The sequence below is a fragment of the Microbacterium sp. AZCO genome (assembly GCF_039614715.1).
In the GTDB taxonomy this organism is placed as follows: Bacteria; Actinomycetota; Actinomycetes; order Actinomycetales; family Microbacteriaceae; genus Microbacterium.
Map to the genome: position 1 here is coordinate 2,001,902 of NZ_CP154857.1, position 19,037 is coordinate 2,020,938.

The window sequence follows — 19,037 nt, forward strand, 5'->3', positions numbered from 1 at the left end:
TCTCGCGCGTGGGTCACACGCCGCCGCGCGGATCGGCGCCCGTCGCGACGGGGCGTCCCGGAGTGTTCGACCACTGGCTCCACGAGCCGGGGTAGACCGCCACGTCGATGCCGGCCGATGCTCCCGCGAGCGCCGTGTGGGCGGCCGTCAGGCCCGACCCGCAGTACGCCGCGATCGGGGTGTCGTCGGTCGCACCCGCGCGCGCGAAGGCCGCGCGGATCGCCTCCGGCGACGCGAACGCCTCACCCTCGAGCACGGCGTCGGCGGGCAGGTTGACGGCGCCGGGAATGTGACCCGCGATCGGGTCGTACGGCTCCGTCGCGCCCCGGTACCGCTCGGGTGCCCGGGCGTCGAGCAGCAGCCCGCGATCCGGCCAGGCCGCCGCCTGGTCGATCGTCAGGCCGCCCGCGGGGTCTGACAGCGTGATGGATCCGGGGATCGGGGCGACATCGCCCTCCTCGAGCGGGAGTCCGGCCGCCCGCCACGCGCCGAGCCCCCCGTCGAGGACGCGCACCTCCTCGACGCCCGCGCGCTGCAGGAGCCACCACGCCCGCGCGGCGGCGACCGAGCGGTAGTCGTCGTAGACCACGACGACGTCGCCGTCGTTCAGTCCCCAGCGGCGCGCGGCATCCTGCAGCGTCTCGCGAGACGGGAGAGGGTGACGGCCGTCCGACGGTGCGCCGTGGCTCGCGAGCTCGGTGTCCATGTCGACGTAGACCGCGCCCGGAAGATGACCCGCGAGGTACTCCGGCCGCCCGTCGGGCTGGTCGAGGCGGTAGCGCACGTCGAGGAGGCGGATCGCCTCCCCCGCGTCGAGGCGGGCATGCAGGTCGGCGGGGGCGAGGAGCGGAGACAATGGCATACCGGCATCCTCACACGGCCGTCGCCGCAACAGTTCGCAACACCGAAGCGCGAAAACGCGGCCGCATCGCCACAATTGACGGATGTCGACCACACCCCGCCGCCAGGGCTTCGCCACGGCCCAGGTGCAGGCCGGGTACGCCCCGGGCCAGCCCCAGAACACCGCCGTCGCGCCCATCTACCAGTCGAACGCCTATGAGTTCGGCTCGCTCGCCGAGGCCCGCGACCTGTTCGCGCTGCGTAAGTCCGGCAACATCTACAGCCGCAACGCCAACCCGACGCAGCTCGTCTTCGAAGAGCGCGTCGCGGCGCTCGAGGGCGGACGCTCCGCCGCCGCGGTGGCATCCGGTCAGGCCGCCGTCGCCGTGACCCTCCTCGCCCTCGCGAAGTCCGGCGAGCACATCGTGGCGGCCCGGCAGATCTACGGCGGCACTGTCGACCTGCTGCAGGACACCTTCGCGGACTGGGGCATCGACGTGACGTTCGTCGACCAGGACGACCTCGAGGCGTGGCGGGCCGCCGTGCGTCCCGAGACGCGGGCCCTGTTCGGCGAGTCGATCACGAACCCGCTCGCCCAGGTGCTCGACATCCGCGCCGTGGCGGACATCGCCCACGAGGCGGGCGTTCCCCTCGTGATCGACAACACTGTCGCGACCCCGGCCCTCATCCGCCCCGTCGAGTTCGGCGCGGACTTCGTCGTGCACTCCGCCACGAAGTACCTCGGCGGACACGGCACGTCGATGGGCGGCGTCGTCGTCGACCTCGGCACCTTCGACTTCGGCGCCGAGCCCGAGCGCTGGCCGCAGCTCACCAAGCCCTACGCCCGCGTGCGCGACCTCGTCCTGTGGGACCGCTTCGGGCCCGAGGGTCTCGCATTCGTCGCGCTCGTGAAGTCGAAGTACGTGCACGACCTCGGCCCGTCGATCTCGCCGTTCAACGCCTTCCAGCTCCTGCAGGGCGTCGAGACGCTGGAGCTGCGCATGGCGCGGCACAGTGCGTCGGCGCTCGCGGTCGCCGAGTTCCTCGCCACCCACCCCGCGGTGTCGACCGTGCACCACCCCCTTCTTCCCACCTCGCCGTGGAACGACCTCGCGCTGCGCTACGCGCCGCGGGGCGCGGCATCCGTCTTCGCCTTCGACCTCGTCTCGACGGGCGATGCCGAGCGCGACTGGGAGAAGGTGCAGGCGTTCGTGGACTCGCTCGAGGTCGTCAAGCTCGTGGCGAACATCGGCGACGCACGCAGCATGGTCGCCCACCCCGCGTCGATGACGCACAGCCACCTGACCGAGGAGCAGTTCGCGGAGGCCGGCATCTCGTGGACGACCATCCGCCTGTCGATCGGCCTGGAGGACCCGGCCGACGTGATCGCCGACCTCGCGCGGTCTCTCGACCTCGTGACCGACATCGCGATCGAGCCCGTCGTGGCGGGGGTCGCCGAAGCGGAGCCGGCGCTCAGCTCGACGCGATGAGCGCGCGGTAGAACGCGATCCCTCGCAGCCACACGTCGACGCGGATGCGCTCGTCGTGGGCGTGCAGCGCGTCGCGCTCGGCGCGCGTCAGGTGGAACGGCATGAAGCGGTAGATGTTGGCGCTGATGCCCGTGAACCACCTGCTGTCGCTCGCCCCGAGCTGCAGGTACGGCGTCGGCACGACATCATCGCCGAGCGTCTCGCGCACCGCCCGCGCGAGACGTCCCCACGCCTCGCCGTGCCAGGGCGAGATGGGCGAGGGGTCCGACGCGTGGCTCACCGCGAGCTCGACGCCCTCGTCGGCGATGATGCGGCGGGCGCGGCGCGTCGCCGATTCGACGGTGTCGCCGTGCAGGAGCCGGATGTTGACCGCGGCCCTCGCCGTCGTCGCGAGGACGTTGGCGCCCGGGGCTCCGCTCAGCTGCGTCGTGACGGCCGTCGTGCGGACGATCGCGTTGAGCTCGGGGCCGAGGCGGGAGAACACCGGGCGAGGAGCGGGCCGGTGAGGGTCAGCCGTTCCAGCACCCCGCGCAGCGGCTGGGGCGCGTACGGGGCCACTGTCGCCAGCATGGCGCGCACCGGCGGCGCGAGTCGCGTCGGGAAGGGATGCCGGTGCAGCCGGTCGATCGCCCGCGCGAGGCGCGCCGTCGCGGGGGTCGCGGGCGGCGTCGACGCGTGCCCGCCCTGCTCGCGAACGGTCAGCAGCAGGGTCATGACGCCGCGCTCCGCGACGCCGATCATGGCCGTCGGCACCGTGACGCCGGGGATGACGCCGTCGACGACCGCTCCTCCCTCATCGAGCACGAGCGAGGGACGGATGCCGCGGGCGCGGAGCGTCTCGGCGATCGCGGCCGCACCGCCGCCGGCGGTCTCCTCGTTGTGCCCGAACGCCAGGTACACGTCGCTCTGCGGTGACACGCCCTCCGCGAGCGACTCCTCGACCGCTTCGAGGATCGCGACGAGGGAGCCCTTGTCGTCGATGGCGCCGCGGGCGTGGAGCTCGGCATCCCTCCCCTCTCCCGTGAGGGTCGCGTCGAACGGCGGATGCCGCCACTCCTCCTCGACGACGGGGACGACGTCCATGTGGGCCATGAGCACGAGCGGGTCGCCCGGCGTCCGGCCCCGCCAGCGGTAGAGCAGGGAATGGCCCGCGACCACTTCGCGCTCGAGGCGCTCGTGAACCAGCGGGTACAGCCGCTGAATCGCGGCGTGGAAGGCGTCGAAGGACGCCCAGTCGGTCGCGGACTCGTCCGTGTGCGAGATCGTCGGGATGCGCAGGAGCTCACGGAACCGGTCGACGGGCGCTGTCACCCGCCCGAGCCTACCCGCGCGTCCGGCCCGGCTCCGCGCGCGGGAGAGCGCTCCCTCGATACCCTCGAGGCATGACCTCACCCGCTTCGCCCGGCCTCGGCTGGGGCATCCTCGCGACGGGCGGCATCGCCCACGCCTTCGCCCGCGACCTGCGCACGGCCGGCCTCGACGTCGCCGCCGTCGGCTCGCGACGCGCCGACGCCGCACGCGCGTTCGCCGACGAGTTCGAGATCCCGCACGCGCACGACTCGTACGAGTCGCTCGTCGACGACGACGACGTCGACATCGTCTACATCGCGACGCCGCATCCGGCACACGCGGACAACGCGATCCTCGCGCTCGAGCACGGCAAGCACGTGCTCGTGGAGAAGCCGTTCACGCTGACGGGAGCCGAGGCGGCGCGCGTCCGCGACGTCGCACGCGCCCACGGCCTCCTCGCGATGGAGGCCATGTGGACGCGGTACCTCCCGCACATGATCCGTGTCCGCGAGATCGTCGCGTCGGGGACGCTCGGCGACGTGCGCGCCCTGTTCGCCGACCACACGCAGAGCCTCCCCACGGATCTCTCGCACCGCCTCAACGCGATCGAGCTCGGCGGCGGCGCCCTCCTCGACCTCGGGATCTACCCGGTGTCCTTCGCGTGGGACATCCTCGGCGCCCCGACGACCATCGGGGCGTCGGCACGGCTCCTCGAGACGGGCGCCGACAGCGAGGTCGCGACGATCTTCACGCACGCCGACGGTGCCGTCTCGACGACCTTCTCGGCGGCCCGCTCGGCCGGCCCCAACACGGCCCACATCCTCGGCACAGACGCGCGGATCGACATCGACCGCGTCTGGTACAACCCGACCTCCTTCCGGGTCATCACACCGGACGGCACCGTGGTCGAGGACTTCGTGCCGCAGCACGAGGGGCGCGGGATGCAGTTCCAGGCGCTCGCGGCGGAGCGGTACGTCGCCGCGGGCCAGACCGACAGCGACATCCTCCCGCTCGACGAGACCGTCGCGATCATGGACAGCCTCGACGAGATCCGCCAGATCGTCGGCGTGCGATACCCGCAGGAGGACTGAGCCCATGGCCGACTCGACGCCGCGCGTCGCGGTGTATCTCGACTTCGACAACATCGTGATGTCCTGGTACGACCGCGTGCACGGCCGCAACACGTACTCGCGCGACCGGCAGCGCATCACGGCGCAGCCCGCGGACCCCGAGATCGCCGAGCGCCTCGCGGCGGCGACCGTCGACGTCGGCGCGATCATCGACTACGCGGCATCCTTCGGCACACTCGTGCTGACGCGGGCGTACGCGGACTGGTCGTCGCCGGTCAACGCGGAGTACCGCTCGCAGCTCGTCGCCCGCGCCGTCGACCTCGTGCAGCTCTTCCCGGCCGCGGCCTACGCGAAGAACGGCGCCGACATCCGCCTCGCCGTCGACGCCGTCGAGGACATGTTCCGCCTCGACGACCTCACGCACGTCGTGATCGTCGCGGGCGACAGCGACTACGTCCCGCTCGCGCAGCGCTGCAAGCGCCTCGGCCGCTACGTCGTCGGGGTGGGCGTCGCGGGCTCGACGGCGAAGTCCCTCGCGGCCGCATGCGACCAGTTCGACTCGTACGACTCGCTCCCGGGCGTCGAGGCTCCCTCCAAGCGCAAGCCGGCGCAGACCGCCGCCACCGCTGCGCCCGCTGCCGCCGCGGCACCGGCCGCGCAGACGCCGGCCGCCGAGCCGGCCACGACGGGCCGCCGCCGGAAGAAGCCGCCGGAGGAGCCGGTCGCCGCACCGGCCGACGAGCAGCCGGACGAGCCGACCGACGAGCAGCTCGAGGACTCCTCGGCTGTGCTGCTGGATCGCGCCCTGCGCCTGGAGAACGTGCGCACCGATGAGGACTGGCTGCACCTGTCGGCCGTCAAGAACCTGCTCAAGCGCATGGACCCCTCGTTCAACGAGAAGGCCCTCGGACACCGGTCGTTCTCGGACTTCGTGAAGGCGCATCCGGATGTCGCCGAGATCGACGAGTCGACGAACGTCGTGCGGGTCCGCCTCGTCGGACGCTGACGACACGACGAAGCTCCCCGGATCCGGTCCGGGGAGCTTCGTCGTCGCGGGACAGCGGCTCAGGCCGCGAGCGGCACCGCCCCCACGAGCACGGCGACGCCGAGCATCACGAGCGACACGATCGTCGCCCGCCACAGCACCTTCTTGTGGTGGTCGCCGAGGTTGACGCTCGCGAGCGAGACGAGCAGCAGGATCGCGGGGACGAGCGGGCTCTGCAGGTGCACGGGCTGGCCGGTGATCGATGCGCGGGCCATCTCGACGGGCTCGATGCCGTACGCCGTCGCGCTCTCGGCGAGGATCGGCAGGATGCCGAAGTAGAACGCGTCGTTCGACATGAAGAACGTGAACGGGATCGACAGGATGCCCGTGATCACGGCGAGGAAGGGGCCGAGGGATGCCGGGATCACGGTGGTGATCCACGTCGCCATCGCGTCGACCATGCCCGTGCCGTTGAGCACACCCACGAGCACGCCCGCGGCGAGGACCATCGACACGACGCCGACGATGCTCGGGGCGTGCGCGACGATCTCGTCGGCCTGGCCCTTGATCTTCGGGAAGTTGACGACGAGGGCGACCGCGGCGCCGACCATGAAGACGTACGGCAGCTGGAAGAGGTCGAGCACGAGCAGCACCATGACGGCGAGCGTCAGCGCCAGGTTGAACCAGATGAGCTTGGGGCGGAGGGTCGCGCGGCGCGGATCGAGGATCGTGTCGGCCATCGCCGTGTCGGCGGCGTCGACGAACTCCGGCGCCGCGACCGCGGTGCGGGCGCCGTCGACCGTCAGCAGGTTGCCGGTGCGCAGCGTGGCGCGGGCGCCGGGCTTCGGGTCGCCGCCGCGGAAGATGCGCGGGGGCCGGATGCCCTGGGATCCGCCGGAGACACCGTCCAGGCGCGAGGTGTCGACGGTGCCGAGCCGGCGACGCTCCCCCAGCCCCAGCATCCACGCGAACGTCAGCGAGACCACGAGGCCGGCCGCCAGCGACGGGAGCATCGGCACGAAGATCGCGGTCGGCTCGAGCCCGAGCGCCGTCGCGGCGCGGACCGTCGGTCCGCCCCACGGCACGATGTTGAGCGTGCCGTTCATGAGCCCGGCGACGCACGTCAGCACGACGGGACTCATGCCCAGCCGCAGGTAGATCGGGAGCATCGCGGAGGTCGTGATGATGAACGTCGTCGACCCGTCGCCGTCGAGCGAGACCGCACCGGCGAGGATCGCCGTGCCGAGGACGACCTTGGCCGGGTCGTCGCCGAGCAGACGCGTGATGAAGCGGATGAGCGGGTCGAAGAGACCGACGTCGATCATGATCCCGAAGAACATGATCGCGAACATCAGCAGCGCCGCCGTGGGCGCCATGTTGCCGATCGAGTCGAGGATCATGTCGCCGAGCCCGAGACCGGCACCGGCGAAGAGCCCGAAGATCGTGGGCACGAGGATGAGCGCCACCATGGGCGTCAGGCGCCGCGTCATGATGAGCGCCATGAACGTGAGGATCATCGTGAACCCGAGGATCACGAGCACGGTCTCGGACGGTACGAAGGCCAGCGCGTAGCCGTCCTCGGCGGCCGCCGCCGCGTGAAGTGCAGTGAGGTGCATCTCGACTCCTTCGTCTTGCACACCCGCGTGGTGTGCGATTCGCCCGATGCTAGGCAGGCGTCGAGTGCGGGCGCGCGCTATCTCGCATTGCCCGCGGTTCTGCGCGTAGCGTGTGTTCCGCGCATTGTGCTCACGATGGAGGAGGTGGCGTGCGGTTCGCGACACGGGTGCTGATCCTCCAGCTCGCAACGGTCGCCGCGGTCGTCGCGGTGTGCACCGCCGTGTTCGTGTACCTCGGCGTGCAGCAGCTGCGGGCCGAGTCGGAGGCATCCGCCCTCAACATCGCCCGCACCGTCGCAGAGGAGCCCGACGTGCGCCGCCTCGTCGCTGAGTTCTCGGCGGATCCAGGGACTCCGGATGCCGCCGAGCTGCGCGACGGCGAGCTGCAGCGCGTCGCGGCCGGCGTGACTGCTCGCACGGACGCTCTCTTCGTCGTGATCACCGACGACCACGGCATCCGTCTCGCCCACCCCAACCAGGACCTCCTCGGCCGGCAGGTCAGCACGCCGTTCGACCGGGTGCTCGCCGGGCACGAGGTCGTCGACTGGGAGCGGGGCACCCTCGGCGAATCCGCACGCGCCAAGGTTCCCGTGTACTCCCCCGGAGGCGACGACGCTGCTCCCGTCGGCGAGGTGAGCGTCGGCTTCGAACGGGCGAGCGTCTTCGACGACCTTCCCGCGCTGCTCGTGGGGATCGCGGTGGCGGCGGCGGCGGCGCTCGCGATCGGCGCGCTCGCGGCTCTGCTCCTCCGCCGGCGCTGGGAGCGCCTGACCCTCGGCCTGCAGCCGGAGGAGCTCGTCGGGCTCGTGCAGAACCAGGCGGCGGTCCTCGAGGGCGTGGGAGACGGCGTCATCGCCCTCGACACGTCGGGCGTCGTGCGCGTGTGCAATCAGGCGGCATCCCGGATGCTGTCGCTCGACGACCCCGTGGGGCGGCGCCTCGCCGATCTCGACGTGCCCGCGGAAGTGCGGGCGGTGATCGCCGACCGCACGCCGCGGGACGGCATCCCCGTCGGCGATCGCGTGCTCTACCTCGATGCGCATCCCGTCGTGCGCGACGGCCGCTCCCTCGGCGAGGTCCTCGTCGTCCGCGACCGCACCGACCTCGTCGCCATCGCGGAACGCCTCGAGACGGTTCGCGCCATGACGAGCGCCCTGCGTGTGCAGCGGCACGAGTTCGCCAACCGCCTGCATGTCGCGACGGGGCTGCTGGATGCGGCGCGGCCCGCCGACGCGCGCGCGTTCCTCGCCGAGCAGCTCGGCCGCGGGCCGGTGGACTTCCCGGTCGAGGGCCTCGACCGCATCGCGGACCCGCTGCTGCAGTCGTTCCTCGGTGCGAAGGCGATCGAGGCGGGCGAGCGCGGCGTGACGCTGCGGGTCGCCGACGACACCGTGCTCCACGGCACGCTCGTCGGGGCGGAGGACGTCGCCGCCGTCGTCGGAAACCTCCTCGACAACGCGATCACGGCGGCCGTGGGCGGGGACGATCCGAGAGAGGTCGAGATCGCGCTGCTGGATGCGGGCGACGAGCTCGTCGTGACGGTCGCCGACTCCGGCCCCGGCATCGATCCGGGCGTCGACGTCTTCGGAGGACGGTCGAGCCCGTCCGACGATGCGACGGATCGGATCCACGGCCACGGAATCGGCCTGCGACTCTCCCGCGACCTCGCCCGGCGGCGCGGCGGAGACGTCTGGATCATCGAGGCGAAGCGCCCCGACGGCGGTGCCGTGTTCGGAGCGCGGCTGCCGGGAGTCATGAGCTCGCACGGAGAAGGGATCGACCCATGACCGACTCCATCCGGGTGCTCGTCGTCGACGACGACTTCCGCGTCGCGGGCCTCCATCGCGGCATCGCCGACCGGCCCGGCTTCACCGTGCTTGAGGCAGCCGGGTCGGTGAGCGCCGCGAGGGCGTCGATCCGGGATCACCGCCCCGACCTGCTGCTCGTCGACGCGTATCTCCCCGACGGCGACGGCGTCGACCTCGTCCGCTCGGTCGACGTCGACGCGATCGTGCTGTCGGCCGCGAACGACGCCGCGACGATCCGCCGCGCGCTCCGCGCGGGCGCCCTCGCCTACCTCGTGAAGCCGTTCGAATCGCGGGTCCTCGGCGATCGGCTCGACCGGTACGCGCGTTTCCGCAATCTCCTCGGATCGCAGGGCGCACTCGGCCAGGAGGAGCTCGACCGGGCGCTCTCGATCCTGCACGGCGCGGAGGCGCCCTCACTGAGCCGCTCGGCGACCGAGCAGCTGATCCTCGAGGCGATCGGCGGCGACGGCGCGTCGGCGACGGAGGTGGCCGAGCGGTCCGGGGTGTCGCGCGCGACGGCGCAGCGGCACCTCGCGACCCTCGCGGCGCGCGGCATCATCGAGGTGCGGCTGCGGTACGGGACGACCGGCCGCCCCGAGCACCGCTACCACCGCCGCTGATCCTCCGCCCCCTCGCCCCCTCTTCCACCCGGTCGCCGAGCCTGTCGAGGCGTCGAGCCCCAGCCCGCGCGGAACGCGAAGACGATCAGCGCGCCGGCGCAACCTCCCCGAGGAAACCGAGCATCGCCTGGTTGAAGGCCTTCGGCTGCTCGATGTTGGCCGCGTGCCCGTCGTTAGGGATGACGACGGCCCGCCCATTCGGCGCCAGGGCGGCCGCGGCATCCGCGTGCGATGACGGCCAGAACTCGCTCTCGGCCCCCGCGACGAACAGCACGGGCACGTCAGCCTTTTCGATCGCCGCACGCCAGTCCGCCTTCGCGTGGTCGTTCAGCAGCACGAGCTCGCCCGCTGTAAGCTCGCGCTCTGCGCCCCGCATGGCCTTCAGCAGCCGCACGAGGCGCATTCCGCGCTTCGCCATCGGCGTGCCCTTGCCCGTGTCGGGGATGCGCTCGGCGAAGTAGGTGTCGATGTTCGAGGCGTCGTAGCCGTAGAACCCGTGCGGCCAGTCGTCGGTGTTGAGCATCTGCGGCGTCTGATCGACGATGACCACCGCACTCACGCGGGATGACCCGGACTGCGAGAGATACGACCAGATCGTGTTGCCGCCCATCGAGCCGCCGACGAGCGCGGCGCCCTGCAGGTCGAGCCCCTCGAGCACATCCCGCAGGTCGGCGCCCCGGCGGGCCATGTCGACCCCCGATCCGGGCCGCTCCGCGGCACCGTGCCCGCGCAGGTCGACCACGAGCACGCGATATCCGGCGGCCGCGAGGGGCTCCACCTGATAGGTCCAGCTCGTGCCGGCGGCCTTGAATCCCGCGAGCAGCACGACCGGTCGCCCTGCGGGATCCCCGTGCTCGGTGTAGTCGAGCCGGACGCCGTCGTCGGCCCGCAGCGTGGTCATCGTGCTCCGTTCGGGAAGGCCTTGCCAGGATTGAGGATGCCGGCGGGGTCGAGCGCGTGCTTGATGGAGGCGTGCAGTTCGAGCACGACGTCGCTCAGCTCTGCGGCGGCGCCGCGGAGCTTCAGGAGCCCGACGCCATGCTCGCCGGTCACCGTCCCGCCGAGTGCACGGCAGTCGTCGACGATGCGGTCGAAGGCCCGCTTCGCCCGGCGCCTGGCCTCGTCGTCGCCCTCGGGCGCGATGATGAGCGGGTGCAGGTTGCCGTCGCCGGCATGCGCGATGTTCGCGATCACGACGTCCTCGTCGGCCGCCGCCCGCTCGATGCGCGCGAGCATCTCGGGCACGGCCGCGCGCGGCACGCAGACGTCCTCCGTGAGAACGGGGCCGAGTCGTTCGAGCGCCGGATAGGCGAGCCGCCGCGCGGAGAAGAGCCGGGCCACCTCGTCGGGGTCGACGGCGCGCTCGACCTGGGCACCGCCGGCGGCGTGGAACGCATCCGCGATCCGAGCGGCCAGCTCCTCGCCCCGGCCGCCGGGCTCGTCGACCTTCGCGAGCAGCAGGGCGCTCGCCCCCTCGGGCAGGTCCCAGCCCTGCCACTCGGCAACGGCGTGCAGGCACGTGCGGTCGATGAGCTCGAGTGCCGACGGGATGATGCCTGCACCCGATACGGCGGCGACGGCGTTGCCGGCATCCGTCAGCGAACGGAAGTAGCCGACGATCGCCCGTTCTTCGCGGCCGGCGAGCGGCAGGAGCTTGAGGGTCGCGTCGACGACGATGCCGAGGGTCCCTTCCGATCCGGTGAAGAGTCCGGCGAGGTCGTAGCCGGTGACGCCTTTGGCGGTGGTGCGGCCGACCTTCGCGACGCGTCCGTCCGCGAGCACCACGGTGAGCCCGAGCACGTAATCCCGGGTCACCCCATACTTGACGCAGCAGATGCCGCCGGCGTTCGTCGCGACGTTGCCGCCGATCGTCGAGATCGACTGGCTCGCGGGGTCGGGCGGGTACCACAGCCCGAACCCCGCGACGTGGCGCCGGAGGTCGTCGTTGAGCACACCCGCCTCGACGACGGCGTAGCGCTCTGCGACGTTCACCTCGACGACGCGGGTCATGCGCTCGAGCGACAGGACGACGGCTCCCGCTGTCGCATTCGCCCCGCCGGAAAGACCGGTGCCCGCGCCGCGCGGCACGATCGCGATGCCGTGGGCGGCGGCGATCCGCACCGCCGCGACGACGTCCTCGACCGATGTCGCGAAGACGACCGCGGCGGGCAGGCCGTAGTCGGCCCACTCGGCGTCGTCGTGACTGCAGCGATCGAGGGTCTCGGGATCGGTGTCGACGACACCGTGCGGAAGAGCGGCGATGAGGGCGGAGACGACGGTGTCCATGGCGTTCCGATGCTAGCCGCCCGCCCGACCGCAGAAGATCCGCGATACTTCACGGCACCGGACACCGCAAGTGCGTTGAAACCTGAATCGACTGTCATGTACAGTCGCCCGGAGCGGTTCTCCCCCACACCGCTTTCCGCGCTCTACAAGGAGGTATCCAGCGCATGGCATCCCCGCAGCTCTCCGATCCGACGCTGAAGCAGTCGAGTCTGCGACGCGTCGTCACAGCCTCGATGGCCGGCACCGTCGTCGAGTGGTACGAGTTCTTCCTCTACGCCACGGCCGCGACGCTCGTCTTCAACAAGATCATGTTCCCGCCGTCGGACGACCCCTATGCGCCCATCATCGCGGCGCTCATCACCTACGCCGTGGGCTTCGTCGCCCGTCCTCTCGGCGGAATCGTCTTCGGCCACTTCGGCGACAAGTACGGCCGCAAGAAGCTGCTGCAGCTCGCGATCATCCTCGTCGGCGTCGCGACGTTCCTCATGGGCTGCCTGCCCACCTACGCCGCGATCGGCGTCTGGGCGCCCATCCTCCTCGTGACGCTGCGCTTCGCCCAGGGCTTCGCGGTCGGCGGCGAGTGGGGCGGCGCAGTCCTGCTCGTCTCCGAGCATTCCCCCGACCGGACACGCGGGTTCTGGGCATCGTGGCCGCAGGCGGCCGTGCCGCTCGGCAACCTCACCGCGACCGTCGTGCTCCTCATCCTGAGCCGCACGCTCAGCGAGGAGCAGTTCCTCGCGTGGGGATGGCGCGTCGGCTTCTGGCTCTCCGTCGTCATCGTCGCGATCGGCTACTACGTCCGCACGCGCGTCACCGATGCGCCGATCTTCCTCGAGGCGCAGAAGCAGGCCGACGAATCGAAGGCGACGCGCTACGGCGTGCTCGAGGTGATCAAGCGCTACCCGCGCGGCGTGCTGACGGCGATGGGACTTCGCTTCGCGGAGAACATCATGTACTACCTCGTCGTGACGTTCTCGATCACGTATCTCGCTGTCGCGCTCAAGGTCGAGACCGCCGAGATCCTCGGACTGCTCGCGATCGCGCACATCATCCACGCGATCGTCATCCCGCTCATCGGCGGGCTGACCGACCGCATCGGCCGCAAGCCGGTGTACCTCATCGGCACGATCGGCGCCGCCGTGTGGGGCTTCATCGCCTTCCCCATGTTCGACACGAAGAACCCCGTGATCATCGTCTCGGCGATCTCGCTCGGCCTCTTCATCCACGCGTTCATGTACGCGCCGCAGCCGGCGATCATGTCGGAGATGTTCCCGACCCGCATGCGCTACTCGGGCGTCTCGCTCGGCTACCAGGTGACGTCGATCGTCGCTGGCTCGCTCGCCCCGATCATCGCCACAGCGCTGCTGGCGAGCTACGGCTCGTACATCCCTGTCGCGGTGTACCTCGCGATCGCGGCGGGCATTACCCTCATCGCGGTGATCTCGATGCGGGAGACGAAGGACACGTCGCTGCACGACCTCGACCGCCTCGATGAGGAGAAGCTCGCGGCCGACAAGGTCGCCGCGAAGGCCTGACCCCGGCATCCCGGACCGCCTCGCCCCACGTTGGGGCGGGGCGGTTCGTCGTTTCCGTCACGCCGCTCGCACCCTTCGCCGCAACGCAACGGGAGCGGGATGCCGCTAGCGGGCCGCGATGATCTCGTCGACCCAGGCCGGAACGACCTCGGTCGCCGGCCCCGCGCGCACCTCGTCGAACGGTGCGGCCGCGTCGCTCGGCACGAGGTTGAGCTCGACCGTGCGCGCGCCGAAGGCGGTGGCGAGCGCGACGTATCCGGCCGCGGGATACACCGCGCCCGACGTCCCGATCGACACGAACACGTCGCAGGCGACGACGGCCTGCTCGATGCGGCCGAGGTCGTAGGGCAGCTCGCCGAACCAGACGACGTCGGGGCGCAGCATCCTCTCCCCGCATTCGGGGCAGGGGGGACGATCGATGAGGTCGCGCGTCCACTCGGGTCGCGCACCGCACGCGAGGCACAGCGCGCGCCGCAGCTCTCCGTGCATGTGCACGAGGTTGCGGCTTCCGGCGCGCTCGTGCAGGTCGTCGACGTTCTGCGTCACGACCAGCAGCTCGAATCCGATCGCGCCTTCGAGCCGCGCGAGAGCGCGGTGAGCGGCATTGGGACGAGTGGATGCCACGCCCCGCCTCCGCTCGTCGTAGAACCGCAACACCAGGTCGGGGTCCGCGTCGAACCCCTCGGGCGTCGCGACGTCTTCGACGCGGTGCCCCTCCCAGAGGCCGCCCGCGTCGCGGAAAGTGGGGACACCGCTCTCGGCCGAGATGCCGGCGCCCGTGAGCACGACGATGCGCATGGCACCATTGTGACGTGAGCGACGCCGCGCCCGGGAAGAGTCCCCTGATCCGCCTCCCGGACGGGACCGTCAAGCAGGTCGGGCCGCTCACCGGCACGCGCGTGTGGACCGTGCCGGGGCGCGCGAGCCGTCCCATCGAGATGCCGCGCGACGACACCCGCACCCTCGCGAAGGGCGAGGCGACGCGGCTCTGCGCGTTCTGCGAGGACCGCTACCTCGAGACGACCCCCGAGAAGTCCCGGCTCGTCGGCGACGACTATGCGGAGCTGCGCCGAGTGCCCGCATCCCGTCTCTTCGACACCGTCGCCGAGTTCCGCCGCTTCGGCAACCTCTTCGAGATCGTCTCGGCCGAGTACTGGCGCGAGGATCACGGCTTCCGCCAGCCTGCGTCGGTGGTCGCGTGGGCCGACGAGTACCTCGCCGATCCGGCGGGTCGCGCGCACATCGAGCGTCTCGCCACCGTGCGGGCGGCGGCGACCGGAGCCTCGCCGTCGATCGAGGAGGCCGCGCTCGACCTCGTGGGCGGATCGCACGACGTCGTGGTCGCGCGCCGCCACGTCGTCGACGGCGCGAAGACCGACGATGAGCTCGTGTCGTCGGGTCTGCTGACGCCCCGCGAGCACGCGGAGTACTTCGCGTTCACCGTTCGCGCGCTCGACGAGATCGCGAAGGCCCAGCCGCACGCGGCGTACGTCGCGGTGTTCCAGAACTGGCTCCTTCCCGCCGGCGCCTCCTTCGAGCACCTGCACAAGCAGCTCGTCGCGATCGACGAGCACGGCCCGCAGGTCGATCACGAGCTGCGGCTGCTGTCGGGCGACCGGCGGCTCTACCAGCACGCGATCGCCGATCTCGCCGTCGACAAGGGCCTGGTCGTCGCGGCGAACGACCACGCGGTCGCGTTCGCCGGGGTGGGCCACCGCTATCCGGCCTTCGAGGTGTACTCGCGCTCCACGGCGAACCTGCCCTCGGAGCACTCCGCCGCGGAGGTGCGCGGGATGTCCGATCTCGTGCACGCCCTCCACGCTGCCACGGGCGTGCACGTGCCGACGAACGAGGAGTGGCACTACCGGCCGCCCGGAGCGCCCTGGCCCATGCCGTGGCGCATCGTGCTGAAGTGGCGCATCTCGAACCCGGCGGGGTTTGAGGGCGGCACGAAGATCTACGTCAACACGATCGACCCGTGGGAGCTCCGCCGCCGCGCCGTCGCCGAGCTCACGCGCCTGCGCCTCGACGGACGCGTCGCCGACGGCATCCGCATCGGCGACGAGTGCCGCCCCGAGGACGCGCGGCTGCGTTACGCCGACTGACGCGGGGAGATCGCCGGTCCGGGCGGACTCACCGACGCCGGCGCCGCGCGCCGGGCCCGCGCCGACGGGTCAGCGGCGCGTCGGGCCCGCGCCGGGTCAGCAGCGCGCCGAGCGCGCGCCGGGTCAGCGGCGCGTCGGCGAGCGCCTAGTCAGCGGCGCGCCGGGCGAGCGGCGGGTCAGCAGCCCGCCGGGCGCGCGCTAGGCCGTGTTGCTAAAGGCGCTGGTGAGCCAGTGCAGCGTCGCGGCGAGGCAGAGTCCGGCGTGGTAGTTACGGGCGGTCTTGTCTGAGCGCATCGCGATCCCTCGCCACTGCTTGAGCTTGTTGAAGCAGCGTTCGACGACGTTGCGTCCGCGATAGCGATCGCGTTGGGTCTCGCCGAAGTCGATCGGCCGACCCGGGCGCTTGCGGCGGTGAGCGATCTGATCGTCGCGTTCGGGGATCGTCGCGGCGATCCGGCGCGTCCGCAGCCAGGCCCGGTTCGCCTTCGACGGGTAACCCTTGTCGGCGAGCACGCGGTCCGGGCGAGTGCGCGGCCGGCCGGCGACACCCGGGACGCGGATCTGCGCGAGCGTGGCGGGCAGCATGCTCGTGTCGGCGGCCTGCCCTGGGGTCAGGATGAATGCCAGCGCGCGTCCCTTCCCGTCGCAGACCAAGTGATTCTTGGTCGTCAGCCCGCCCCGCGAGCGGCCGATCGCGTGATCAGCGGGCTCCAGGCCGAACTTCGTGTAGTTCGACAGCGCCCCCCGCGGTCCGCGGCAGGGTCGCACCGTGCTGATGAACTCGCACGATCGTCGAGTCGATCGACGCCACCCAGTCCAGGTCACCCGACCGCTGCGCGAGGGACTGCACCTTTTCCAGCACCCGAGCCCACACGCCCGCCTCGGCCCACCGGTTGAAGTTCTTATAGACCGTGTTCCAGTTCCCGTACCGCTCCGGAACGTCCCGCCAGGGCGCACCCGTGCGGAACCGCCACGCGGTCGCCTCGACCACAGTCCGGCGGTCCACAGGTGGCCGCCCCGTTGACTTCACCGTCGGAAACAACGGCCCGATCACCGCCCACGTCTCATCCGAGATCACCTCACGCGACACGCCTAAAGACTCACCCGCGAACGTCCCGATCGCGTTTAGCAACACGGCCTAGGTCAGCGGCGCGTCGACCAGAGCGCCGCGGCGACGAGGAGCGGCTGGAAGGCCAGCCGGATGAGCCGCTTCGCATCGGTGTCCATGCCGAAGCCGTCGCGGTGCTTGAGCCACTGGTCGACGTTGCCTGGGAACACCGCGATGAAGAACGCGGCGAGAATCGCGCCGACGCGCCGCTTCTCCTTGGGCAGCGCGACGAGCGCGGCGCCGAGCATCACCTCGACGACCCCGGACGCGACGACGATCCCGTCGGGGTCGATCGTCGAGATCTCGGTCGCCCACGCCGGCACCTGGTTCTGGAACTCTCGTCGTGCCCAGAAGAGGTGGCTGATGCCGGCGAAGACCATGGAGGCGGCGAGGAGCCACCGCAGTGTCGTGCGCATGGCTCGATTGAAGCCGACGCCGCCGCTCGGAGCGACCCCTTGCCGACCGTGCCGAGACGGAGTAGCGCGCCGAGGCAGGGTGTCGTGCCGCCCTGTCTCGACGAGATCCCCTGCCTCGGTGGGAGGCGGTCAGTGGTAGCGGCCGCTGTACGCGTTGATCGCGGGCTGTCCGCCGAGGTGCGCGTAGAGCACGTTCGCGTCGCGCGGGATCTCACCCGACGAGACGAGGTCGATGAGCCCCGCCATCGACTTGCCCTCGTACACGGGGTCGAGGATGACCCCCTCGAGCCGGCCGGTCAGGTAGATCGCCTCATCGGTCGACTCCACCGGGATGCCGTACTCGTCGCCGGCCCAGCCCTCGAGCACCGTGATCTCTTCGTCGCGGAGATCGCGTCCGACGCCGATCGCATCGGCCGTCCGCCGGGCGATGCGGGCGACCTGATCGCGTGTCTTGTCGATCGTCGCCGACGCGTCGATGCCGATCACCCGCCGGGAGCGGTCGCCGAAGTTCTCGAGCAGATCGGCGAAGCCCGCGATCATGCCGGCGTGCGTCGAGCCCGTGACGGTGCAGACGACGATCGTGTCGAAGAAGACGCCGAGCTGCTGCTCCTGCGCCTTCACCTCGTGCGCCCAGTTGGCGAAGCCGAGGCCGCCGAGCGGGTGGTCACTGGCGCCCGCGGGGATCGCGTAGGGCTTGCCGCCGGATGCCTCCACCTCGGCGATGGCGTCCTTCCACGAGTCGCGGAAGCCGATGTCGAAGCCCGCCGGCGAGAGCCGCACATCGGCGCCCATGAGCCGCGAGAGCAGGATGTTGCCGACCCGGTCGTTCACGGCATCCGGCCAGTTCACCCAGTGCTCCTGCACGAGCACCGCCTTCATGCCGAGGTGCGCCGCGACCGCCGCGACCTGCCGCGTGTGGTTGGACTGCACGCCGCCGATCGACACGAGCGTGTCGGCACCCTGTGCGAGCGCCTCGGGCACGAGGTACTCGAGCTTGCGCACCTTGTTGCCGCCGAAGGCCAGGCCGCTCGAGACGTCCTCTCGCTTCGCCCACACCCGTGCGCCGCCCAGGTGGTCGGACAGCCGGTTCAGCGGGTGGATCGGGCTCGGCCCGAACATGAGCGGATGGCGGGGGAAGTCGGCGAGCGTCATGTCGTCTCCTGGTGGTCGGGTCGGTCGGTTCGGGATGCCGTCAGCAGGCGCTCGAGCGTGAGCCAGTTCTCCCGGGTCAGTCGCGCGGCCTCGTCGGCGTCGCCCGCCGCACAGGCGGCGATGATGCGGTCGTGGTCGCCGACGCTCCCCCGCCCGGCGAGGGTCGAGAACCGCGCGCGCTCGAGGCGCCGGAGCAGCGGCGTCACCTGCTCGAGCAGGCCGGGAAGCAGCGGATTGGCGCTCGCCCGCACCGCGACGGCGTGGAAGTCATCGTCGGCGGCGAGCGCAGCATCCACATCGCCGTCTTTCAGAGCAGCAGTGAAGCGGGCGTTGGCGGAGCGCATGTCGTCGATGTCCGCCTCAGCGAGCAGCGACACGGCGTCGCGGACGGCGAGCTCGTGGAGGCTCGCCGCGATGCGCTGCGCGGCGAACGCGTCGCGGTCGTCGAGCGGCGCGACGAGCGTCTCCTTGGCCCGGCGCGTGTGCACGAGGCCGGCCGCTTCGAGGCGCGCGATCGCCTCGCGGATCGGCGTGCGGCTGACGCCGAGCCACGCCGCGAGCTCGCTGTCGCGCAGCCTCTCGCCGGGGGCGAGCTCGCCGCTCACGATGGCGTCGCGCAGCTGTGCGTACGCGTAGTCGCGCAGCGAGCTCGGGCGTTCGGCGCGAGGGAGCGGCATGCAATATATTGCACACTGCTGAGGGATGCCGCGTCAAAT

General features: G+C 71.4%; 17 protein-coding genes and 1 pseudogene. 7 read left to right on the forward strand and 11 right to left on the reverse strand.

Features of this window, described 5'->3' with window-relative positions:
* Positions 1 to 13: 13 nt before the first annotated feature.
* A complete protein-coding gene (locus tag AAIB33_RS09345) occupies positions 14 to 862 on the reverse strand; it encodes a sulfurtransferase (protein ID WP_345803263.1) in 849 nt (282 codons plus the stop codon).
* A gap of 82 nt (positions 863 to 944) precedes the next feature.
* Between AAIB33_RS09345 and AAIB33_RS09350 the strand changes: the two genes are divergently transcribed.
* Positions 945 to 2,330, forward strand: a complete 1,386-nt coding sequence (locus tag AAIB33_RS09350) for an aminotransferase class V-fold PLP-dependent enzyme (protein WP_345803264.1) — start codon at positions 945 to 947, stop codon at positions 2,328 to 2,330.
* On the opposite strand, the gene AAIB33_RS09355 is transcribed toward AAIB33_RS09350, so the two are convergent.
* Positions 2,314 to 2,814, reverse strand: a complete 501-nt coding sequence (locus tag AAIB33_RS09355; RefSeq protein WP_345803265.1) for a M20/M25/M40 family metallo-hydrolase — start codon at positions 2,812 to 2,814, stop codon at positions 2,314 to 2,316. The two genes, AAIB33_RS09350 and AAIB33_RS09355, sit on opposite strands and share 17 nt — an antisense overlap.
* On the reverse strand, positions 2,748 to 3,641 hold the full coding sequence (locus AAIB33_RS09360) for a M20/M25/M40 family metallo-hydrolase (RefSeq protein ID WP_345803266.1): 894 nt from the start codon (positions 3,639 to 3,641) through the stop codon (positions 2,748 to 2,750). The genes AAIB33_RS09355 and AAIB33_RS09360 overlap by 67 nt, the downstream gene beginning before the upstream one ends.
* Before the next feature lie 71 nt (positions 3,642 to 3,712).
* Here AAIB33_RS09360 and AAIB33_RS09365 point away from each other — a divergent pair, with 71 nt between their 5' ends.
* Positions 3,713 to 4,711: a Gfo/Idh/MocA family oxidoreductase gene (locus tag AAIB33_RS09365; protein WP_345803267.1), complete on the forward strand. Its 999-nt coding sequence runs from the start codon at positions 3,713 to 3,715 to the stop codon at positions 4,709 to 4,711.
* Between the two features lie 4 nt (positions 4,712 to 4,715).
* Complete coding sequence (locus AAIB33_RS09370) at positions 4,716 to 5,696, forward strand: NYN domain-containing protein (RefSeq protein WP_345803268.1); 981 nt, start codon at positions 4,716 to 4,718, stop codon at positions 5,694 to 5,696.
* 59 nt (positions 5,697 to 5,755) lie between these two features.
* On the opposite strand, the gene AAIB33_RS09375 is transcribed toward AAIB33_RS09370, so the two are convergent.
* Positions 5,756 to 7,291, reverse strand: coding sequence for a CitMHS family transporter (locus AAIB33_RS09375; protein WP_345803269.1), 1,536 nt, complete (start codon positions 7,289 to 7,291; stop codon positions 5,756 to 5,758).
* A 149-nt stretch (positions 7,292 to 7,440) separates the two neighbouring features.
* On the opposite strand from AAIB33_RS09375, the gene AAIB33_RS09380 reads away from it, so the two are divergent.
* Positions 7,441 to 9,078, forward strand: a complete 1,638-nt coding sequence (locus tag AAIB33_RS09380; RefSeq protein ID WP_345803270.1) for a sensor histidine kinase — start codon at positions 7,441 to 7,443, stop codon at positions 9,076 to 9,078.
* Entirely contained in the window at positions 9,075 to 9,719 is a 645-nt protein-coding gene (locus AAIB33_RS09385) for a response regulator (RefSeq protein WP_345803271.1), read from the forward strand. The genes AAIB33_RS09380 and AAIB33_RS09385 overlap by 4 nt, the downstream gene beginning before the upstream one ends.
* Before the next feature lie 85 nt (positions 9,720 to 9,804).
* Here AAIB33_RS09385 and AAIB33_RS09390 read toward each other — a convergent pair whose 3' ends face one another.
* The gene (locus AAIB33_RS09390; protein WP_345803272.1) at positions 9,805 to 10,620 is read right to left on the reverse strand and encodes an alpha/beta hydrolase; all 816 of its coding nucleotides are present in this window, start codon (positions 10,618 to 10,620) and stop codon (positions 9,805 to 9,807) included.
* Entirely contained in the window at positions 10,617 to 12,005 is a 1,389-nt protein-coding gene (locus tag AAIB33_RS09395; RefSeq protein WP_345803273.1) for an FAD-linked oxidase C-terminal domain-containing protein, read from the reverse strand. Before AAIB33_RS09395 ends, AAIB33_RS09390 begins: the two co-directional genes overlap by 4 nt.
* A 164-nt stretch (positions 12,006 to 12,169) precedes the next feature.
* On the opposite strand from AAIB33_RS09395, the gene AAIB33_RS09400 reads away from it, so the two are divergent.
* Positions 12,170 to 13,540 (forward strand): MFS transporter, encoded by a 1,371-nt coding sequence (locus tag AAIB33_RS09400; RefSeq protein ID WP_345803274.1) that lies wholly within the window; start codon positions 12,170 to 12,172, stop codon positions 13,538 to 13,540.
* 105 nt (positions 13,541 to 13,645) lie between these two features.
* Here the strand turns inward: AAIB33_RS09400 and AAIB33_RS09405 are convergent, their stop codons facing one another.
* Entirely contained in the window at positions 13,646 to 14,338 is a 693-nt protein-coding gene (locus tag AAIB33_RS09405) for an NAD-dependent deacylase (RefSeq protein ID WP_345803275.1), read from the reverse strand.
* Positions 14,339 to 14,352: 14 nt separating this feature from the next.
* On the opposite strand from AAIB33_RS09405, the gene AAIB33_RS09410 reads away from it, so the two are divergent.
* Positions 14,353 to 15,645, forward strand: a complete 1,293-nt coding sequence (locus AAIB33_RS09410) for a DUF4921 family protein (RefSeq protein WP_345803276.1) — start codon at positions 14,353 to 14,355, stop codon at positions 15,643 to 15,645.
* A 198-nt stretch (positions 15,646 to 15,843) separates the two neighbouring features.
* Here the strand turns inward: AAIB33_RS09410 and AAIB33_RS09415 are convergent.
* From AAIB33_RS09415 to AAIB33_RS09430, 4 genes and pseudogenes are all read right to left on the reverse strand, one after another.
* Positions 15,844 to 16,735: pseudogene (locus tag AAIB33_RS09415) on the reverse strand (IS5 family transposase).
* A gap of 53 nt (positions 16,736 to 16,788) precedes the next feature.
* Entirely contained in the window at positions 16,789 to 17,169 is a 381-nt protein-coding gene (locus tag AAIB33_RS09420) for a hypothetical protein (protein ID WP_345803277.1), read from the reverse strand.
* A 129-nt stretch (positions 17,170 to 17,298) separates the two neighbouring features.
* Positions 17,299 to 18,321, reverse strand: coding sequence for a 1-aminocyclopropane-1-carboxylate deaminase (locus AAIB33_RS09425; RefSeq protein WP_345803278.1), 1,023 nt, complete (start codon positions 18,319 to 18,321; stop codon positions 17,299 to 17,301).
* Positions 18,318 to 18,998 carry a GntR family transcriptional regulator gene (locus tag AAIB33_RS09430; RefSeq protein ID WP_345803279.1) on the reverse strand — a complete coding sequence of 227 codons (681 nt, stop codon included), beginning with the start codon at positions 18,996 to 18,998 and terminating at the stop codon, positions 18,318 to 18,320. The genes AAIB33_RS09425 and AAIB33_RS09430 overlap by 4 nt, the downstream gene beginning before the upstream one ends.
* Positions 18,999 to 19,037 lie beyond the last annotated feature (39 nt).

Excerpts from the sequence above, each read along its gene's own strand:
- AAIB33_RS09400 (WP_345803274.1), top strand. The coding sequence starts at position 12,170 with ATGGCATCCCCGCAGCTCTCCGATCCGACGCTGAAGCAGTCGAGTCTG.
- AAIB33_RS09395 (WP_345803273.1), bottom strand. The coding sequence starts at position 12,005 with ATGGACACCGTCGTCTCCGCCCTCATCGCCGCTCTTCCGCACGGTGTC.
- AAIB33_RS09385 (WP_345803271.1), top strand. The coding sequence starts at position 9,075 with ATGACCGACTCCATCCGGGTGCTCGTCGTCGACGACGACTTCCGCGTC.
- AAIB33_RS09365 (WP_345803267.1), top strand. The coding sequence starts at position 3,713 with ATGACCTCACCCGCTTCGCCCGGCCTCGGCTGGGGCATCCTCGCGACG.
- AAIB33_RS09405 (WP_345803275.1), bottom strand. The coding sequence starts at position 14,338 with ATGCGCATCGTCGTGCTCACGGGCGCCGGCATCTCGGCCGAGAGCGGT.
- AAIB33_RS09350 (WP_345803264.1), top strand. The coding sequence starts at position 945 with ATGTCGACCACACCCCGCCGCCAGGGCTTCGCCACGGCCCAGGTGCAG.
- AAIB33_RS09345 (WP_345803263.1), bottom strand. The coding sequence starts at position 862 with ATGCCATTGTCTCCGCTCCTCGCCCCCGCCGACCTGCATGCCCGCCTC.
- AAIB33_RS09425 (WP_345803278.1), bottom strand. The coding sequence starts at position 18,321 with ATGACGCTCGCCGACTTCCCCCGCCATCCGCTCATGTTCGGGCCGAGC.
- AAIB33_RS09430 (WP_345803279.1), bottom strand. The coding sequence starts at position 18,998 with ATGCCGCTCCCTCGCGCCGAACGCCCGAGCTCGCTGCGCGACTACGCG.
- AAIB33_RS09420 (WP_345803277.1), bottom strand. The coding sequence starts at position 17,169 with ATGCGCACGACACTGCGGTGGCTCCTCGCCGCCTCCATGGTCTTCGCC.
- AAIB33_RS09370 (WP_345803268.1), top strand. The coding sequence starts at position 4,716 with ATGGCCGACTCGACGCCGCGCGTCGCGGTGTATCTCGACTTCGACAAC.
- AAIB33_RS09390 (WP_345803272.1), bottom strand. The coding sequence starts at position 10,620 with ATGACCACGCTGCGGGCCGACGACGGCGTCCGGCTCGACTACACCGAG.
- AAIB33_RS09375 (WP_345803269.1), bottom strand. The coding sequence starts at position 7,291 with ATGCACCTCACTGCACTTCACGCGGCGGCGGCCGCCGAGGACGGCTAC.